The following is a 15,289-nucleotide window of genomic DNA, read 5'->3' as shown; positions in this document are numbered from 1 at the left end:
AATAGGAAGATCATTCGAGCGCCACCCGAGCGCCCCTCCGCCATTCCGAAAACGCATACCTGCCTCCCGAAACGCATGACAGAAAACCCGTGCATTTGAGGCATACTAGGTTTATCATATAGTTTAACGTTAAACTATTAGTCGGAATCTTGGAGGAGGAGGCCGCATGGCACCCAGAAAATCAGCATCCAAAACGACGAGTTCGAATGTCTCCAAAGACGAACTCCTCGCGTACTATAAGGATATGCTTCTCATTCGCCGTTTCGAGGAAAAGGCCGGCCAGCTGTATGGCATGGGTCTGATCGGCGGTTTCTGCCACCTCTACATCGGTCAGGAAGCCGTGGTTGTCGGCCTCGAAGCCGCCACAAAAGAGGGCGACAAGCGCATCACCTCCTACCGCGACCACGGGCATATGCTCGCCTGCGGCATGGATGCAAACGGTGTGATGGCCGAGCTGACCGGTCGCGAAGGCGGCTACTCCAAAGGTAAAGGCGGCTCCATGCACATGTTCTCGAAAGAGAAGCATTTCTACGGTGGCCACGGCATCGTGGGCGCGCAGGTGCCGCTCGGCGCCGGTCTCGCCTTCTCCGACAAATACAAAGGCAACGACAACGTGACCTTCGCCTACTTCGGCGACGGCGCGGCCAACCAAGGTCAGGTTTACGAGACCTACAACATGGCAGAGCTTTGGGACCTCCCGATCGTTTTCGTGATCGAGAACAACCAATACGCCATGGGCACCTCCGTCCAGCGCTCCACCAAATCCCCGTCCCTGTGGGAACGCGGTGCGGCCTACGGCATCGAAGGTGAAGAAGTGGACGGCATGGACGTTCTGGCCGTCAAAGACGCCGGTGAACGCGCTGTTGCCTACTGCCGCGCAGGCAAAGGCCCCTACATCCTCGAAGTGAAAACCTACCGCTACCGCGGCCACTCCATGTCGGACCCGGCGAAATACCGGACCCGTGAGGAAGTGCAGAAGATGCGTGAAGAGCGTGACCCGATCGAGGCCGTGCGTTCCATCCTGCTCACCGGCGGCCACGCGTCTGAGGACGATCTCAAAGCGATCGACAAGGACATCAAAGCGGTGGTCAACGAGAGCGCGGAATTCGCCAAGACCAGCCCGGAACCGGCGCTCGAAGAGCTCTGGACAGATATCTACGCCTGATCGGAGACCGGACGGGTGTCGCATATCATCCTTCACAGCAAGAGCTTCTGGTTCGTGCACAACCCGAAAGTGGGCGGCTCCTCGCTGCGCACTCAAATCGGGAAACTGGACGAAACCGGCCGGAAGTTCTTTCATGTGAGTGAGGATCACCCTGTTCTGGGGCCGATCTTCATGGGGCATGTGCCTCTGGACGCGATGCGCACCTATTTCGCCGAGGATTTCGACCGCATCAAAGGGTATGAAACCTTCGCGATGGTCCGTGATCCGATGGACCGGTTCCGCTCTGCCTACGCGCAGCGTTCCAAGCAGTTCACTGACGAACGGATGCGCGATCAGGACACCGCGCGGCGTCAGGCAGGGATCGAAGAGGTGCTCTGCTATCTGGAGACCCGCCCGACCGTGTTCAAGGAAGACTTCTGTCATTTCCAACCGCAGGCCGACTATGTCGAACTCGACGGCCAGCGGTTCATCAAACACCTTTACAGGCTCGAGGAGATCGAGGCCGCGATGCAGGACATCTCTGCGCAGATCGGGGTCACGCTGGAGCCTGTGCAAAAGAACAAATCCTTCGGGATTTCCCAATCGACGGCGCCCGAGCTTCATTCGGACGCCTTGCAATCTTTTGTCGAGGACTACTACGCCCGCGATTATGAAATTTACCGCGCGCTCTCGACACATCCGGCCCTGGCCGGGGCCGAAACAGTTTAAATAGGGAGGACATCGATCCGATGGCGACCGAAATTCTGATGCCCGCACTCTCGCCGACCATGGAGGAAGGCACGCTTGCGAAATGGAACGTAAAAGAAGGCGACACTGTCACCGCCGGTGACATCATTGCCGAGATCGAAACAGACAAGGCCACGATGGAATTCGAGGCCGTGGACGAAGGGATCGTCGGGAAAATCCTCATCGAGGAAGGCACCGAAGGCGTGAAGGTGAACACACCGATCGCAATCTTCGTCGAAGAAGGCGAGAGCACCGATGATCTCTCCGCCGCCAGCGCACCGGCAGAAGCCGCGCCTGCTGCCGAGGCCACGCATGAGAGCGCTCCGGCGGCTGCCAAGCCTGCTGCGCCTGTCGAAGTCGTGTCCAAAGCGTCCCCGGACTTCCCGGAAGGCACGGAGATGAAACAACAGACCGTTCGCGAAGCGCTCCGTGACGCGATGGCCGAAGAGATGCGCCGTGACGAAACGGTGTTCCTCATGGGTGAGGAAGTCGCCGAGTATCAAGGCGCTTACAAAATCTCCCAAGGCATGCTCGACGAGTTCGGCTCCAAGCGCGTGATCGACACCCCGATCACTGAGCACGGCTTTGCAGGGATCGCCACCGGCGCGGCCTTTGGTGGTCTGAAGCCGATCGTGGAATTCATGACCTTCAACTTCGCGATGCAGGCCATCGACCACCTGATCAACTCCGCTGCCAAGACGCTCTACATGTCCGGCGGTCAGATGGGTGCTCCGATGGTGTTCCGCGGTCCGAACGGCGCCGCCGCCCGCGTGGGTGCACAGCACTCTCAGGACTACGCAGCCTGGTATGCGCAAATCCCGGGTCTCAAGGTCGTCATGCCCTACTCCGCTGCCGACTACAAAGGCCTGATGAAAACCGCGATCCGTGACCCGAACCCGGTCATCTTCCTCGAAAACGAGATCCTCTACGGCAAATCCTTCGAGGTTCCGGTTCTGGACGAATTCACCATCCCGTTCGGCAAGGCCCGTATCTGGCGTGAAGGCACGGACGTGACCATCGTTTCCTTCGGCATCGGCATGACCTACGCGCTCGAAGCGGCTGACAAGCTCGCCGAAGAAGGCATCTCCGCAGAGGTCATCGACCTGCGGACGCTCCGCCCGATCGACTACGACACTGTGCTCGCTTCTGTCATGAAGACGAACCGCTGCGTCACCGTTGAAGAGGGTTGGCCGGTCGCTTCCATCGGTAACCACCTGTCCGCGACGATCATGCAGCGCGCATTCGACTACCTCGACGCACCCGTGATCAACTGCACCGGCAAGGACGTTCCGATGCCCTATGCTGCCAACCTCGAAAAACTCGCGCTTGTGACCACTGACGAAGTCGTGGCCGCCTGCAAAGAAGTGACCTACCGCTAAGGAGACCTGACAATGGCTATTGAACTACTGATGCCCGCCCTGTCTCCGACCATGGAGGAAGGCACGCTTGCAAAGTGGCTCGTCAAAGAGGGCGACACCATTTCATCCGGTGACGTGATTGCAGAGATCGAAACCGACAAGGCGACCATGGAATTCGAAGCCGTGGACGAAGGCGTGATGGGCAAAATCATCATCGCTGAAGGGTCCGAAGGCGTGAAGGTGAACGAGGTCATCGCGATCCTTCTCGAAGAAGGTGAAGACGCCTCTGCGATGGACAACATTGGCAAGGCTGCTGCGGCTCCGGCTGCTGCCGAAGCTCCGAAAGCGGAGGCTGCGGCCCCTGCTCCGGCGGCTGCCGCCGCACCTGCTGCACCGGTCTCTGCAAGCGGCGAGCGCATCTTTGCCTCCCCGCTGGCGCGTCGTATCGCGGCCCAGAAGGGTCTCGATCTCTCCGCGATCTCCGGCTCCGGTCCGAAAGGCCGCATCGTCAAAGCGGACGTGGAAAACGCGACCGCTGCGCCGAAAGCCGAGGCTCCGAAAGCCGCTGCACCTGCCGCCGCACCGGCCGCTGCTGCTGCACCTGCCGGTCCGTCCGCGGACGCCGTTGCGAAAATGTATGCGGGCCGCGACTTCGAGGAAGTCAAACTCGACGGTATGCGCAAAACCATCGCCGCGCGTCTCTCGGAAGCCAAACAGACCATCCCGCACTTCTACCTGCGCCGCGACATCCAACTGGATGCACTGCTCAAGTTCCGTGCCCAGTTGAACCACGAGCTGACCGGCTCCGGTGTGAAACTGTCGGTCAATGACTTCATCATCAAAGCGGTCGCCAAAGCGCTGCAAGAAGTGCCTGCCGCAAACGCCGTTTGGGCCGGTGATCGCGTGCTTCAGATGAAAGCCTCTGACGTGGCCGTGGCTGTCGCCATCGAAGGCGGTCTCTTCACGCCGGTTCTGCAAGACGCCGATGTGAAATCGCTGTCCGCATTGTCGAAAGAGATGAAAGACCTCGCCTTCCGTGCCCGCGACCGCAAGCTCGCACCGCATGAATACCAAGGCGGCTCCTTCGCGATCTCCAACCTCGGCATGTTCGGCATCGACAACTTCGACGCCATCGTGAACCCGCCGCACTCCGGTATTCTGGCTGTCGGCTCCGGCGTCAAAAAGCCGGTGGTTGGCGAAGACGGCGAATTGAAAGTGGCAACGGTGATGTCCGTAACCATGTCCGTGGATCACCGCGTGATCGACGGGGCGCTTGGAGCTGACCTTCTGAAAGCCATCGTGAACAACCTCGAAAACCCGCTGAAAATGCTGGCCTGAGGCACTTACATAGAATGAGAAAGCCCCGTGAGCGATCACGGGGCTTTTTTATTTCTAAATCTCGTCAGTCTCTCGGGGCCGCGCAGAGAATTACTTCTCGCGCGCGCCGATCAGTTGGTTCATGGACACGGACGGCTGCGCGCAACCGGCCTCTCCGACGACCTTCGCAGGCACACCGGCAACGGTCGTGGCAGGCGGCACTTCGTTCAGGACCACAGACCCGGACGCGATGCGCGAGCAGCAGCCGATCTTGATGTTGCCGAGAACTTTTGCTCCCGCGCCAATGAGAACCCCGTCGCCGATTTTCGGGTGACGGTCTTCGTCCTCTTTGCCGGTCCCGCCGAGCGTCACGTCATGCAGGATGGACACGTTATCGCCGATCACAGCCGTTTCACCGAACACGAGGCTATGCGCGTGGTCGAGGAAGATGCCTTTGCCGATGCGGCAGGCCGGGTGGATGTCGATGGAGAACTGTTCTGAGTTGCGCATTTGGATGAAATACGCGAGGTCACGACGCCCCTGCCCCCAAAGCCAATGCGCCACGCGGTGCGCCTGCATCGCTTGGAAGCCCTTGAAGAACAGCAGCGGCTGAATGTAGCGGTGGCAGGCCGGATCGCGTTCATACACGGCGACGATGTCGGCGCGTGCGGCTTCGGCCAGCGAATGATCAGAGGCAAAGGCCTGATCCGCAATCTCACGGATCAGCTGTTCGGACATTTCCGGCGAGGCGAGCTTTTGCGCAACGCGGTAGGCCAAGGCGTCCTCAAGCGTGTCATGGTGCAAAATACACGCATGCACGAGACCACCGAGCAGCGGCTCGTCGGCGACAGCCTGACGGGCTTCGGAGACAATGCGATCCCAAACCGGATCGATCGCTTTAAGAGTCGTGCGAATTTTGGCCATAGCAGAACAGGTCCTCTTTTCTTAGAGCCTACTATAGATAGGCCCAAAATCCAAAACACAAGACCACAAGCGTAGGAACATCCCCTGCAAAAAAGCACGGGGATGCCCCTGACGCAGCAAAATTGCGCGTTTTATACCGCTGGAAGGGCAAATTGTGCGCAGTGGATAGCGAGGCGGATATCCCCGCCCGCAAAGTCCCCGCCTTCGGCCGTGAGGAGGAGGTCTTCGGCGCTGTAGTAGGTGATAGGCGTTCCGGTGAGGCCGCGAAGCCAGCTTCCGGCGCTCAGAGAGAGGCCGGAGCCATAGCGGTTCGCGGAACTTGCCACGCCGAGAGAGAAGCCTGTGAGCCCCGTGCCCGTGATGTCGGAGAGCACGCGCCCCGTGACGCCATAGACCACGGACTGCGCAGGCAGCGCGTAGGAGACGGCAGAACTCGCACCTGCGCTCAGTGTATGATCCACCTCGATCACCTTATGGATCATTCCCGCGCCATTTGCGGACAGGGTGACGAGGCCAAGCTGCCAGCTCTCACCGTCATAGCCCGCCCAGCCCGATTGATCCGCGATATAGGCCCGCGTGCCCAGCGCGGGCGGCACAAAGACCCAGCCGCCATTTGCAAAGAGCGCGATTTTGCCCTCCTGACCGGCCCAATCGTTCACGGCGGAGGCGGCAACACCATAAGCATCGCACTCCTGCGGGCTCGCCGGTGGCGTGGTTTCCGTGACCGAGAGCAGGCAAAGCTGCATCAACCCGTCGATCCGTGCGAGGGCCTCGTTCATCGTGACATGCTTTTGCGCCTGTGCGGCCTCAAGCAGCGGGAGGGTAAAGCGGGCTGTCTCACTCATTGATCTCGATCCTTTTGAACAGGCCGGGTCCGAAACTCTCGGACATCTGGGCCACATGAATGTCGTAGGCGCCGGTCACCCCGTCGCCGGTTTTCATCGCGCTGGTGTAGGTCCACGCGGGACTGGAGAGCGTCACTTCGCGCTTCACCGCGCCATTGTGGACAATGCGCAGCAGGTAGGACTCGGAGGCCTCGCCCAGAGGCACATCCACCGACTGCCAGCTATCACCATCGACCCGCGTGCGACGGACCCAGTTCACCTGCGTATCGCCGCCCGCGTCTGTCCGCGCCTTCAGGTGCGCCGGCGCATAGGGGCGCAGACCGATCCCGTCGAAGGCCTCGACGTAGTGGAGATAACTCGGGTCGTCATAGGCCCGCGTCGCTGGCCCGATCCGGTAGTGCCGCGCGAGCCCCCGTGTGGAGAGCGCGAGATCGAGCTGCTTCATCGCGCCGTTGATCAGGAGAAAGCGCGAGCCGGTGGGCCAGCTTGCCTCCAAGCCATCCGTCCCCGCCTGCCCCCGCAGACGCAGGCTCAGGTCATAGGTCTTTGGCCCCACAAGCTCGGCATTGGCGAATTGGAACAGCTCCCAGTTCGCCGCACTTCCGTCCCCGATCGCGGCGAGGTTCGCACCGTTCAGCACATCCGACATCGCCGCAGAGGACAGTTGCCCGCGCGTGAGTTTGACCCGCAGGACCGGCCCGCGATCCCAGACACCGGCTTTCGCCGCCGCCATATCGGTGAGCGTAACTCCAATCGTCGATGGGCTGGAGAGCACCGTATTGAGCGCATAGCCACTGTCCGAGGCCGAGCCATAAACCGCCGCCGATCCGAGCCACGGGTCCGCCGTCACCGCGACATGCGGCGCATGTGGCACCTCGCTCCCCGTCATCAGCGGGAGATCAAGGAACAGCGGATAGACCGGCACCGGCGCGCTAAAGGGCTTGGCCTCGACGATTTCTTCAACGGCATCAGACGGTTCATAGATTTCCGGCTCCACGCGCACGGCGTCAATCTGCTGCTGACTGCCAAGCGTGGCATGGTCGATGCGGTAGCGCACCTGCCCCTCGTCCGTCTCGACCGTGACCACATCCCCCGCGCCCACCGCCATGTGCGACGGCGGCAGTGAAAAGCGCGCCGTGTCGCGGGCAATCCGCGCTTCAGACAGCCAGCGTTCCACAATCTGACGCCCCTCGGAGCGGGTGAGCGCGAGCGGGAGTTGCGATTGGGACACGAGGCGGCTGTGTTCATCAGGGAAGATGGCTTCTTCCGCCCGCGCCTCATAATCGGCGTCCGCATCCACGAAGGTCAGCTGCACCCTGCCCGCGACTTCCGCTTCCGGCGCGCGGGTGCGTTCAAAGAGACCGTCAAGTTCCTCGGAGATCGCAAAGTTTTCCTCGGTCAGATCCACCTTCGCCTTCCCGTCGCGGGAGCGGAAAATGAGCCGCCCGTCGCGTTCAATCGCCTCAAACCCGAAGGCGAGCATCAGCGGTTGAAGCGCGGAGCGTGCGCTTGCCACGTCACTCACGCTATAGCCGCGCACGATGCCCCAGAGTTCGGAGGTATCGATATCCGTCACACCAGAGCGCGCGCAAATCTCCGTCACCACATCGGCGAGCGAGCGCGCCGTAGAACGTCCGTTGAGCCAATGGCCCTTGGAATAGTTCTCGCCGTCCGACCACACAGAGGTCACAGACGGAAACGCCGGATAGGGCCGCGCATCCCACGCCCAGACGTGGGCGCGCGACATGTCGATCATCGCGTCGCGGTAGACATCGGACACCGGATTGTGCGCGGCCTCGCCCCAATATTCCACCATCGCGCGGATGTATTGGAGCTGGATAAAGTCGTCGCGGCGGCCGCTGGAATAACGCGGCAGCGCGCTCTCGGACGATTTCGCATCGAGAAACTTGTTCGGCTCGTTCGTGCCCTTGTCGATGGCTGCACAACCGAACTCGGTGAACCAGACCGGCTTGGACTGCGGCACCCATGGCGTCGCAGTGTCCGAGCGCACCCCATCAATCCGCTCGTGGTGGGCGTTCTCCCACCAGTTGCGAATATCCTTGTAGCGCCAGACCCAAGGCTCCCCATGCGCGTCATCGGTGATCGGCGTGCGGATTTGGGCGGCATCATGGGCGGCATGGGCATAATACCAATCATACCCCTCCCCGCCTTCGATGTTCGCTTTCAGGTAGTCGAGATTGTAGATGGACCCATAGGCCGCATCCGCATGATCATTCCCGTCCCGCCAATCCGAGAGCGGCATGTAATTGTCGATACCGATGAAGTCGATCTCCTCATCGGCCCAGAGCGGGTCGAGGTGGAAATAGAGGTTTCCATCCGCCTGATAGCCGAAATACTCCGACCAGTCGGCGGCATAGCCGATCTTCGTGCCCGCACCCAAAATGGTGCGCACATCGGCGGCGAGTTGGATCAACTGATCCACCGCCGGAAACCCGTCCGCGTCGCGGATTTGGGTCAGGGAGCGCATTTCAGAGCCGATACAGAACGCATCGACGCCCCCCGCGAGCGCGCAGAGATGGGCGTAATGGAGGATCATGCGGCGGTAGGAGAATTCCTCAGCCCCCGTATAGCGCACGGTGTCGCCGGACACGGTGAAGTCAGAGACCTGCGCGGACCCAAAAAACGCCGCGACCTCGTAGCCCGCCACCACGGTCCCATCGGTGGAGCCAGCAACGCCCGGCGCGCGCGACGTCGTGATCCGGCCACGCCACGGCAAAGCGGGCTGGCCCGCCTCTCCGCTCCACGGGTCCATGAGGTCATTGCCGTCTTGCTGATCCATCAGGATGAAGGGATAGAACATCACCTCTTGCCCCGCGTCACGAAGCGCCTGAATGGCTTGCACGACCGACTGATCCGTCGGGGTGCCACCATAGATCACATTACCATCGTCATCGCGCGGAACGAGCGCCGCTGACGTGCGGTTCAGCCCCGACACGGACCATTTCATCTCATCGCCATCGAGTACGTCCTGCTCCACCTTCGGCTGAATGGTGCAAGTCCCGCAGCGCAGATCATCCCCGAACCACGACACCACGAGCGAGGTGGATTTACAGTTCGGCAACTCCCCCGTCTGGGCCGACAGCGAGGTGATAAAATCGGTCTCACCCGAGACGGAATTCATATTGGACACAGAGACAGTGCCCGCGCCGTCGGACACGTAAACCGGCTCCGTCGCCAACGCATATTCGCCCGTGCCGGGGATCATCGCCACCGACGGCACGAGGTGCGTGAGATCGCTTTTCGCGCCCTCAGACTGGTCTGGGCGCATGACTTCGAAGGTGAACTGCGGCACGCGGTTGCCGAAGGGCGTGAGATCAAGGTCTTCGAACACCACATAGGCCATGCCGCGATAGGCCGGCACATTGCCGACACCCTCGACCGCTTCGATCTTGGCATCTGGCAGTTGATCCTCGCTCCCCGAATAGACGCGCATTGACACAGTGCTGCGGTCAATTTCATTGCCATCCGCCCAGATGCGCCCGACACGCGAAATCTCGCCCTCGCAAAGCGCGACGGCCAGAGACACGGAGTAGCTATACTCAGTGATCGTCGTGGACGTGCCTTTGCCCGCGCTTGTGCTTTCGGTGTGCTCAAGGAACTTCGTCGCCCAGATCACCTGACCGCCCACGCGCATACGTCCGTAGACCTGTGCCACGGACGTTCCTTCTGATGCCCCCGTGAGGCGGAAGTGTTCGACTTGGCCGGTTTCCACCGTGCTACTGCCGACGCCCATTAGGCGCTGGTCAATCGCCCGCCCGAGCGTCGCGCCAATCGCGCGCCCGATCACAACAGACGACAGACCAAAGAGACCGCCGCCAACGGATGCGCCAAGCGCGGCCCCCGCCGCAGATAGAACAATCGTCGCCATTAGAGAGACCCCTCTGAACTTGGAACAGGTGGAAAGGCAAACACGCCCGCGACACGCCGCTTCCACGGAATACTAAGCGCGTTCTCGATGACGCCGTGGCCGCTATAGGCGTGGATAAAGCTCGCCTGCGCGCCAACGCGGCCGATGATGCCGAGGTGTTTGGCAACCGATCCCGCCCGCATCCGGAACAGAAGCACATCGCCGGAGGCCATCTGCTCAATCGGTTTCTCGATCAGGTGCGTCTGCGCCGCGCGCAGGAGACGTTCGTCCTGCTGCGGTTCGCTCCAGTCCGGCGTGTAGGGCGGAACAAGCTCTGGCTCCTCGCCATAAACCTCGCGCCAGATGCCGCGCAGGAGGCTTGATGCAGATAAGGTGTGCCGATCCACGCGCGGGCGCGGTCTGCGATCTCAATGGTGCTCATGGTTTATCCCCCTTACGCCGTGCCGCTACCCGTGAGGCTCCCGCCGTCATTGTCGGCGGAACTCACCGGATAGGAGGTGAGCCAGTCATCGCCCGGAATGTGCGGAAAGCCGCGAAAATTCAGGAAGTTGTCGAATTTGAGCCGACAGGTCTCCGCACGTTTGTCACAGCCTGCTTCGATGCGGATGGTGTCTCCGGTCGCGAGAGTGTCGGGCAGCGCTTCCCACAACTCGACCGCACGGCCCGAGGCCGACAGACGGTCGTTTTTGATAAGGCCAATGAGGCCCTTTGCGGCGCCACTCAACACCGTGAGGCGGCCACGTTCGAACCAGCGGTCGTCAAAGCCGGTGAGATCAGAAAAGGTAAAGACCTTGCCCCGCTCGATCTGTTCCACGGCGATCTCCGTCGCGTATCCGGCCTGCGTCGTGTCGAACCGACAGCCCGCACCGCCGAGGATATCGGAGCACACAGAATGGTAGACCCGCCCTTGGCTCTGGTTGAGCGCCTCGGTGAGCCCCCGCAATTCGGCGCGAAAGCCGCCGGAAACGCGGACCAATTCACCGAACGTGCCTTTGAACAACAGCGCGCGCTGGGTCACATCGGCCCAGTTCACGAGCCAGCATTGGATCTCCGCCCCGTCGAACCGCCCCGCACGGATGTCCACCTCCGTGACAGAAGCCGCGCTCAACGCGCCGAGCGCCTCGGTATTGTCCACCGAGAGACCCGTCGATTGTTCGAGCGCATTGGCCGTCAGGCCGGTCTCGGCCTTGAACGTCACCCCGTCAAAGGTCAGGTCGTTGTCGTGATCGGTAAAGCCATAGGTCGTCCCGTCGCGGCGCAGCACCTGCCACGCGCGGCACAGGGTCGTGGTGCCCGTCATGAGATGGGAGTGGAGGCTCTCGGAAAAGGCCATCAGACACGCACCTCCACAACCGGCACATTCGGCACTTCGCCCGCTTGGAAGGAGGCGACAGATGTGGTGATGACGTCGGTGTCAAAGCGGACCGGCACGTCGAACTCGAACCCGGCGGTGATTTGCGCGCCGTCTGTGGGCGGCTCGTAAAAGGTCAAAAGGCCGGTTTCCGTGTCGATCTCCCAGTCGATGGATTGGGAGACCTGCTGATTGCCGATGCCGACTTTGACGGTCGCGAACACAGGTTTCTTGATAGGACGGACATAAGAGATCGCGCCGGAGGTGTAGGTCTTGGTCAATTGGAAGACGGTCGCCTCGCCGTCACCCATCGCGATGTGCTGGTCGCGAAAGCCGACCGTGCCGGACGGTTTGCAGGTTTTGAAATCCGACCAGTCCTTCCACCGGAAGCCGAAAAGCTGGCCTTGGCGGGCCTCGAAAAACGCGATGAGCGCCTCGATATCGTCGAGCGAGCGCATTCCCATCCCTGCGTCAAAACGGCGACGCGAGTGAGCCCAAGGCGTGTTGCGCTCCTCGAACCCGTTGGCCAGCGTCACCACTTCGGTGCGTCGCTCCGGACCGCCGACAGAGCCAAAGCTCAGGTTGGCGGGAAATCTCACTTCATGAAATCCCATGATCTACCCCTCCGTAGAAATCTATTGTGTGACAAGTGGTTACTGATTGCGTGCGCCGAGACTGAGCGCGCGGTTCAGCTGGGCTGCGAGCTGGCTCTGACTGCGTTGGAAGCCCTTCACATCGGGCGTCGAGACATTCATCGTCACCGACACCGAGCGCGCGCCACCTGCGGAGCGCACCCCGAGCTTGCCATCCGCTCCACGGGCGAGCGGCATGATTGCCTCCGCGCCCGCCTCCCCCATGAGGCCCGTGCCGCCACGCATCGGGAAATAGGTCGGGTTGGTCACGACGCCGCCATTGGCAAAGGGTGTCACGCGGCCTTGCGTGAACGCGCCGCCTTTTTCAAACGGCATGAGGCTCTGGATGACACCCTCAAGCCCCGCACCCATGACGGAGCCGACATGCGAGGTCACGGGATTGAGCGCGGCGTTATAGGCGGCGTTGAGCATGCTCTCGCCCAAGCCTTCGAGCGCGGCGGCGAGCGTATCACCGTCGAAAACCAGACCATCAATGGCGCGTTTCAACCCCCGCGAAATCCCGCCTTCGAGTGCCGACACCTCGCGCCGCGTTTCCGCGACCGTGGCCTGAAGGCGCGTCATTTCCTGATTGAACATGGAGGCCATTGCTTCCGCGCCACTGATGGAGCTTTCCATCTGCGCGACCTTGTCCTCGAGCGTATCGAACCCGTCGAGGCCCGCGCCGTTCACTGTGTCAGCCATCGTTTTACCCTTTCGTGTCGCCGTCAGCGTCCGCATCCGGGAACGCCTTGGCGAGTTCTTCGAGGCGCGAGCGCCCCATAGGTGCCGTGCCGCTGCCCGCGCCGAGCATCAGCAGGAGTTCGGCAGGCGTCAGCGCCCAGAAGTCCCGTGGATGGAGGCCAAGCCCCTTGATCCCGAGCCGCATGAGCGCAGGCCAGTCAAAGCCGCCCTCGCGGATCATTCCGCGTGTCTCCATCGCCGCCCTCATCCCGGCACCGTGAAGGCACGGGCGATGAGTTCAGCGCCCACGCGCGCGGCCTCCAGAGGCCCGCCCGCGATCTCGGCAGTGAGAATGTCGTCGTAGCCCCCACGCCAGCCCCCGCCGCGCAGACCGGCCACGACGACGCGCAGCACATCGGCGGAGGAAAACCGGCCCGCCTCGTAGCGCTCCACGAGCCCCACGAGACAATCGGCCTGAAGCCCTGCCTCCAATTCCGCCAAGGCGCCGAGCGTGAGTTTGAGAACGTGTCGTTCCCCGTTGAGCGTGAGCGCGACTTCGCCTTGGAACGGATTGGCCATCAGCGTCTCTCCTTAGGCCGCGACAAAGCTCAGCGCGCCCGCAGACGCCATGGAGAGCTCGTAGGTCGCTTCGCCATTGTAAGAGCCCGCGTATTCGATCGAGGTGATCTGGAACGCGCCTTCGACGGTGCCGTAATCGGGGATGATCACCTGAAAATTCGGAACCTCGCCGTCAAAGAAAATCTGGCGCGCGCGTTCGTCCGTTGCAGCGTCCTTGAAGACGCCGGAGCCGGAGATCGCAGCGCTCTTGACGCCCGCGCCGCCGAGCAGTTCGCGCCAGCCGCCGGAGCTTTCGAGCGAGGTGACATCCACCGTTTCCGCGTTGAACGAGATGCGGGAGGCGCGCAGCCCCGCCACCGTGGTAAAAGAACCGGACCCGGTCATGTCCAGCTTGATCAAGAGGTCTTTGCCGTTTTGGGCAGCCATGGTCATATACTCCGTCTTGGAAGTGTCAGTTGTCTTCGACGCGCGCGCGGAATTTCAGATCGATCCGCCGCACCTCGCTGTCCTGAACGCGCCGGGCCTTGGCCGACACGAAATAAAGCCCGATCAAACGGCCGCGACTGAGCGTCAGAGGCGCATCGACCAGCACATCGGAAATGGCCGCAGCCACCTGTTTCGCCGTCAAAAACCCCGCCGCGTCAGAGACGACAGAAACGGTAAAGTCATGCCGCGCGCCAAAGCCTGTGACGTCCGAGGCGTCGGTGACATCCTCCGGACCGAGGCTCACGTAAAGCGACGGCACAGTGCCCGAGGGCGCGGCGTCATAGATCGCGGTGCCGACGAGAGCGCCGAGTGTGGCGTCCGCCGAAAGGGATTGAAAAACAGCCGCTTGCAACGCGGCCCCTACGCCATAGCTCATGACGTCACCTCCTCACTGACCGTGCAGGTCAGGTAATGGCCAAAGGTATCCGCCTCCGTGACGGCGAGGATGCGAAACACCCGCCCGCCCTCGACAAAGCGCTGTTCCGGTTTCGGGCGGCGTTTGGACCCCACAGGCGCGCCACGCACGATGATCTTTGCCGATACGCGCGACACGGTGAGCAGATCGGACTGCGTTTCCGAACCGGACCCTGCACGGATCTCCGCCCAGAGCGTCCCGAGCTGCACCCAATTTTCGACATAGCCCCCCGCGCCGTCCTGAATGCGTTCAGGAGTCTCGAGCACGAGTTTTCGGTTGAGATGCACTGCCACCGCCATCAGCCACGCCCTCCGAAGAGACGCAAATTGCGATAGCGCTCCAAGAGCGTCGTCACCCCGAACGGCATCACCACCGCACCCACGGCGGTCTCATGGCGATGCTCGTAGTAATGCGCCGCAAGGAGAAACACCGCTTGGGCAAGATCCGCAGGCAGGTCGGCCCAGTCGCTCGCAAAGCCGGCGGTGAAGGACACCTTCGCCTGACCTGCGACCGGAATTTGCGGCAGGATGAACCCCGTCGACACGAGCCGCGGGCGGTGCATGTCCTGTTCGAGCATGTATTTCGACGCCGCGACCTCGGTCTCCGTGCCGGTGCGGTCGACGATGGCGAACCCGTTGAGCGACACAATCGGCGCCACAGGGAGCGTCAGCGCGCTCCAGTCCCGCCATGCGTTCACTGAATAAAGAAAATCACGGACAAGCAGGGCTTTGTTGGTACGCGCCTCGACGGCGGCAATGGCGGCGCGCAGCACGGTTTCCAGAACCGCATCTTGCGCGCCATCGTCCTCAAAGCCGGTGCCCAGGCGCAAATGGGTCGTGAACTCGGCGACCGGCAGGGAGGCACTTGGCACCTGTGTCTGCTCCATCAACATCATGAATAACTCCGTATCCGGCCCCCTGA

At 61.8% G+C, this 15,289-nt stretch carries 16 protein-coding genes and 1 pseudogene; 4 read left to right on the top strand and 13 right to left on the bottom strand.

Features of this window, described 5'->3' with window-relative positions:
* The first annotated feature begins 166 nt into the window (after window positions 1-166).
* Genes pdhA through LA304_RS14550 form a run of 4 tightly spaced genes read left to right on the top strand, consistent with a single transcriptional unit; the run spans window position 167 to window position 4,587 of the window.
* Window positions 167-1,165: a pyruvate dehydrogenase (acetyl-transferring) E1 component subunit alpha gene (gene pdhA, locus LA304_RS14565; RefSeq protein WP_224503894.1), complete on the top strand. Its 999-nt coding sequence runs from the start codon at window positions 167-169 to the stop codon at window positions 1,163-1,165.
* Window positions 1,166-1,180: 15 nt separating this feature from the next.
* On the top strand, window positions 1,181-1,873 hold the full coding sequence (locus LA304_RS14560; RefSeq protein ID WP_224503893.1) for a sulfotransferase family 2 domain-containing protein: 693 nt from the start codon (window positions 1,181-1,183) through the stop codon (window positions 1,871-1,873).
* A gap of 20 nt (window positions 1,874-1,893) precedes the next feature.
* Window positions 1,894-3,270 (top strand): pyruvate dehydrogenase complex E1 component subunit beta, encoded by a 1,377-nt coding sequence (locus tag LA304_RS14555; RefSeq protein ID WP_224503892.1) that lies wholly within the window; start codon window positions 1,894-1,896, stop codon window positions 3,268-3,270.
* Window positions 3,271-3,282: 12 nt separating this feature from the next.
* Entirely contained in the window at window positions 3,283-4,587 is a 1,305-nt protein-coding gene (locus LA304_RS14550) for a pyruvate dehydrogenase complex dihydrolipoamide acetyltransferase (protein ID WP_224503891.1), read from the top strand.
* A gap of 90 nt (window positions 4,588-4,677) precedes the next feature.
* Here LA304_RS14550 and cysE read toward each other — a convergent pair whose 3' ends face one another.
* The 13 genes and pseudogenes from cysE to LA304_RS14485 form a co-directional block, all read right to left on the bottom strand.
* Window positions 4,678-5,490: a serine O-acetyltransferase gene (gene cysE, locus LA304_RS14545; RefSeq protein ID WP_224503890.1), complete on the bottom strand. Its 813-nt coding sequence runs from the start codon at window positions 5,488-5,490 to the stop codon at window positions 4,678-4,680.
* A gap of 131 nt (window positions 5,491-5,621) precedes the next feature.
* Window positions 5,622-6,335, bottom strand: coding sequence for a DUF2793 domain-containing protein (locus LA304_RS14540; RefSeq protein ID WP_224503889.1), 714 nt, complete (start codon window positions 6,333-6,335; stop codon window positions 5,622-5,624).
* A complete protein-coding gene (locus LA304_RS14535; RefSeq protein WP_224503888.1) occupies window positions 6,328-10,224 on the bottom strand; it encodes a baseplate multidomain protein megatron in 3,897 nt (1,298 codons plus the stop codon). The genes LA304_RS14540 and LA304_RS14535 overlap by 8 nt, the downstream gene beginning before the upstream one ends.
* A pseudogene (locus LA304_RS14530) lies at window positions 10,224-10,645 on the bottom strand (peptidase). Before LA304_RS14530 ends, LA304_RS14535 begins: the two are co-directional and overlap by 1 nt.
* Before the next feature lie 12 nt (window positions 10,646-10,657).
* On the bottom strand, window positions 10,658-11,557 hold the full coding sequence (locus LA304_RS14525) for a DUF2163 domain-containing protein (protein ID WP_224503887.1): 900 nt from the start codon (window positions 11,555-11,557) through the stop codon (window positions 10,658-10,660).
* Window positions 11,557-12,189 carry a DUF2460 domain-containing protein gene (locus tag LA304_RS14520; RefSeq protein WP_224503886.1) on the bottom strand — a complete coding sequence of 211 codons (633 nt, stop codon included), beginning with the start codon at window positions 12,187-12,189 and terminating at the stop codon, window positions 11,557-11,559. The genes LA304_RS14525 and LA304_RS14520 overlap by 1 nt, the downstream gene beginning before the upstream one ends.
* 39 nt (window positions 12,190-12,228) lie before the next feature.
* A complete protein-coding gene (locus LA304_RS14515) occupies window positions 12,229-12,909 on the bottom strand; it encodes a phage tail tape measure protein (protein ID WP_224503885.1) in 681 nt (226 codons plus the stop codon).
* Window positions 12,910-12,913: 4 nt separating this feature from the next.
* Window positions 12,914-13,144, bottom strand: coding sequence for a rcc01693 family protein (locus LA304_RS14510; RefSeq protein ID WP_224503884.1), 231 nt, complete (start codon window positions 13,142-13,144; stop codon window positions 12,914-12,916).
* An 8-nt stretch (window positions 13,145-13,152) separates the two neighbouring features.
* Window positions 13,153-13,467, bottom strand: a complete 315-nt coding sequence (locus LA304_RS14505; RefSeq protein WP_224503883.1) for a gene transfer agent family protein — start codon at window positions 13,465-13,467, stop codon at window positions 13,153-13,155.
* Between the two features lie 12 nt (window positions 13,468-13,479).
* On the bottom strand, window positions 13,480-13,893 hold the full coding sequence (locus tag LA304_RS14500; protein ID WP_224503882.1) for a phage major tail protein, TP901-1 family: 414 nt from the start codon (window positions 13,891-13,893) through the stop codon (window positions 13,480-13,482).
* Window positions 13,894-13,918: 25 nt separating this feature from the next.
* Window positions 13,919-14,329, bottom strand: a complete 411-nt coding sequence (locus LA304_RS14495) for a DUF3168 domain-containing protein (protein WP_224503881.1) — start codon at window positions 14,327-14,329, stop codon at window positions 13,919-13,921.
* A complete protein-coding gene (locus tag LA304_RS14490) occupies window positions 14,326-14,667 on the bottom strand; it encodes a head-tail adaptor protein (protein WP_224503880.1) in 342 nt (113 codons plus the stop codon). The genes LA304_RS14495 and LA304_RS14490 overlap by 4 nt, the downstream gene beginning before the upstream one ends.
* Window positions 14,667-15,263, bottom strand: coding sequence for a head-tail connector protein (locus LA304_RS14485; RefSeq protein ID WP_224503879.1), 597 nt, complete (start codon window positions 15,261-15,263; stop codon window positions 14,667-14,669). The genes LA304_RS14490 and LA304_RS14485 overlap by 1 nt, the downstream gene beginning before the upstream one ends.
* Between the last annotated feature and the right edge of the window lie 26 nt (window positions 15,264-15,289).

The organism is Celeribacter litoreus, from assembly GCF_020165855.1.
GTDB lineage: Bacteria > Pseudomonadota > Alphaproteobacteria > Rhodobacterales > Rhodobacteraceae > Celeribacter > Celeribacter litoreus.
This window is presented reverse-complemented; position numbering and strand designations above follow the sequence as displayed.

What these genes read in the sequence shown, in the direction of transcription:
- pdhA (WP_224503894.1), top strand. Translation starts at nt 167, where the DNA reads ATGGCACCCAGAAAATCAGCATCCAAAACGACGAGTTCGAATGTCTCC.
- LA304_RS14555 (WP_224503892.1), top strand. Translation starts at nt 1,894, where the DNA reads ATGGCGACCGAAATTCTGATGCCCGCACTCTCGCCGACCATGGAGGAA.
- LA304_RS14550 (WP_224503891.1), top strand. Translation starts at nt 3,283, where the DNA reads ATGGCTATTGAACTACTGATGCCCGCCCTGTCTCCGACCATGGAGGAA.
- cysE (WP_224503890.1), bottom strand. Translation starts at nt 5,490, where the DNA reads ATGGCCAAAATTCGCACGACTCTTAAAGCGATCGATCCGGTTTGGGAT.
- LA304_RS14540 (WP_224503889.1), bottom strand. Translation starts at nt 6,335, where the DNA reads ATGAGTGAGACAGCCCGCTTTACCCTCCCGCTGCTTGAGGCCGCACAG.
- LA304_RS14535 (WP_224503888.1), bottom strand. Translation starts at nt 10,224, where the DNA reads ATGGCGACGATTGTTCTATCTGCGGCGGGGGCCGCGCTTGGCGCATCC.
- LA304_RS14525 (WP_224503887.1), bottom strand. Translation starts at nt 11,557, where the DNA reads ATGGCCTTTTCCGAGAGCCTCCACTCCCATCTCATGACGGGCACCACG.
- LA304_RS14520 (WP_224503886.1), bottom strand. Translation starts at nt 12,189, where the DNA reads ATGGGATTTCATGAAGTGAGATTTCCCGCCAACCTGAGCTTTGGCTCT.
- LA304_RS14515 (WP_224503885.1), bottom strand. Translation starts at nt 12,909, where the DNA reads ATGGCTGACACAGTGAACGGCGCGGGCCTCGACGGGTTCGATACGCTC.
- LA304_RS14510 (WP_224503884.1), bottom strand. Translation starts at nt 13,144, where the DNA reads ATGGAGACACGCGGAATGATCCGCGAGGGCGGCTTTGACTGGCCTGCG.
- LA304_RS14505 (WP_224503883.1), bottom strand. Translation starts at nt 13,467, where the DNA reads ATGGCCAATCCGTTCCAAGGCGAAGTCGCGCTCACGCTCAACGGGGAA.
- LA304_RS14500 (WP_224503882.1), bottom strand. Translation starts at nt 13,893, where the DNA reads ATGGCTGCCCAAAACGGCAAAGACCTCTTGATCAAGCTGGACATGACC.
- LA304_RS14495 (WP_224503881.1), bottom strand. Translation starts at nt 14,329, where the DNA reads ATGAGCTATGGCGTAGGGGCCGCGTTGCAAGCGGCTGTTTTTCAATCC.
- LA304_RS14490 (WP_224503880.1), bottom strand. Translation starts at nt 14,667, where the DNA reads ATGGCGGTGGCAGTGCATCTCAACCGAAAACTCGTGCTCGAGACTCCT.
- LA304_RS14485 (WP_224503879.1), bottom strand. Translation starts at nt 15,263, where the DNA reads ATGATGTTGATGGAGCAGACACAGGTGCCAAGTGCCTCCCTGCCGGTC.